Genomic DNA, 2,082 nt, shown 5'->3' with positions numbered 1-2,082 from the left:
CCTCGGCCGCGATCGACGCGCCGAGAGCAATCTCGGTGCTGGCTTCGACGGCGGCCGGCAGGTCACGCGGCACCGCATCCGATGCCGGGCCGGTGGCTTGGTTCATCTCTGTCGATGAGGACTCGCTCATCAGAAGCGCTCCAGTTCCGGGAAGGCCAGCAAGCCCTTGCGCACATGCATGCGGCCGTATTCGGCGCAGCGGTGCAGCGTGGGGATGACCTTGCCGGGGTTCAGCACGCCAGCCGGATCGAAGGCCGATTTGAGGCGCAGCATCTGCTCGCGCTCCTCGGGGCTGAACTGCACGCACATCGAGTTCAGTTTCTCGACGCCCACGCCGTGCTCGCCGCTGACCGTGCCGCCCATCGCCACGCTGGTCTCCAGGATGTCGGCGCCGAACTGTTCGCAGCGGTGCAGCTGGTCCGGGTCGTTGGCATCGAACAGGATCAGCGGGTGCAGGTTGCCGTCGCCGGCATGGAACACGTTGCAGCAGCGCAAGCGGTACTTCTTTTCCATCCCGGCAATCGCCAGCAGCATGTCGGCCAGGCGCTTGCGCGGGATGGTCGAATCCATGCACATGTAGTCCGGGCTGATGCGGCCCGAGGCCGGGAAGGCGTTCTTGCGGCCGCTCCAGAACCTCAGGCGCTGGGCCTCGTTCTCGCTGACGGACAGCCGCGTGGCGCCGGCACCGACCAGCACCGCTTTCATTCGGCCAATCTCTTCTTCGACCTCGTCGGGCGTGCCGTCGCTCTCGCACAGCAGGATGGCTGCGGCGTCCAGGTCGTAGCCGGCGTGCACGAAGTCTTCCACTGCCGCAGTCATCGGCTTGTCCATCATCTCCAGCCCGGCCGGGATGATGCCGGCGGCAATGATGGCGGCCACCGCGTCGCCCGCATGTCGCACGTCGCCGAAGCTGGCCATGATGCAGCGCGCCAGCTGCGGCTTGGGCGTGAGCTTGACCGTCACTTCGGTGATGACCGCCAGCATGCCCTCGCTGCCGACCACGACGCTGAGCAGATCCAGACCCGGCGCGTCCAGCGCGTCGCCGCCAAACTCCACCGGCTCGCCCTCGGCGGTGAAGCCGCGCAGCTTCATCACGTTGTGCAGCGTCAGCCCGTATTTCAGGCAGTGCACGCCACCGGAGTTCTCGGCGATGTTGCCGCCGATGGTGCAGGCAATCTGGCTCGACGGATCGGGCGCGTAATACAGCCCGTGCTGCGCCACCGCCTCGCTGATCGCCAGGTTGCGCACGCCGCATTGCACGACCGCCGTGCGGCTGTACTTGTCGATCTGCACGATGCGGTTGAAGCGCGCCAGCCCCAGCGTCACGCCCATTGCATGGGGCATCGCCCCGCCGGAAAGCCCGGTGCCCGCGCCGCGCGCCACCACCGGCACGTTCAGGCCATGGCAGGCCTTGAGCACCGCCGCCACCTGCGCTTCGGTTTCCGGCAGCGCCACCAGCAGCGGCCGCTCGCGGTAGGCCGTCAGCCCATCGCACTCATACGGCACCGTGTCCTCGGCCTGCCACAGCAGCGCATGCGCAGGCAGCAGCGGCTGCAGTGCCGCCACGATCTCGGCCTGCCGGGCACGCCGGTCCGGCCCCGTCCCGGCAAGAACCCCATCGGTCACAGCTGTCATCGCAAAGCAGCCCCTTGTCAGAGGGCATCAGCAGCAAAAGGCTGGCAGCAGCTGGTCGACACCAGCCTGGTGCCCAGGCGCCCCGCAAAAGGGCGATACCCGACTTTACTGCGCTGGCGCAGGCAGGCCGGTCGAAACAATGCCAACTGAAATCGGGGGAATCCCCGGCGGCGCGGCACTCGGTGGCGAGGGCCTGGCTCAGGCTGCTGTGGTGAACACCGTCAGTACGCCGGTGTAGCCGTAGAGGTCGTGGCCGGCGATTTCGCCGGCGGCGAAGAAGCCGGCCAGTGGCACTTCGCCCAGTGCGTGGCGCACCAGCTGCAGTTCGGCTGAGCTGCCGCCGAACAAGGCGCCGCCGCGGCCGGTGCAGCTGATGTAGACCGCGCCGGCCATGCGCTGGCGGGGGCCGACCAGGCCGCTGGCTTCGAGGTCGTCGCTGCCTTCGAC

The 2,082-nt window shown here is 68.3% G+C and carries 2 protein-coding genes; both read right to left on the bottom strand.

The features are described 5' to 3' along the window. Positions 1-129 precede the first annotated feature (129 nt). Positions 130-1,635: an FAD-linked oxidase C-terminal domain-containing protein gene (locus tag FKP22_RS28280; protein WP_141291408.1), complete on the bottom strand. Its 1,506-nt coding sequence runs from the start codon at positions 1,633-1,635 to the stop codon at positions 130-132. A gap of 198 nt (positions 1,636-1,833) precedes the next feature. Further along, the coding region (locus FKP22_RS28275; RefSeq protein WP_211361631.1) for an FIST C-terminal domain-containing protein at positions 1,834-2,082 on the bottom strand (249 nt) is incomplete at its 5' end.

This window comes from Ideonella azotifigens, assembly GCF_006519715.1.
Classification (GTDB): Bacteria; Pseudomonadota; Gammaproteobacteria; order Burkholderiales; family Burkholderiaceae_C; genus Ideonella; species Ideonella azotifigens.
This window is presented reverse-complemented; position numbering and strand designations above follow the sequence as displayed.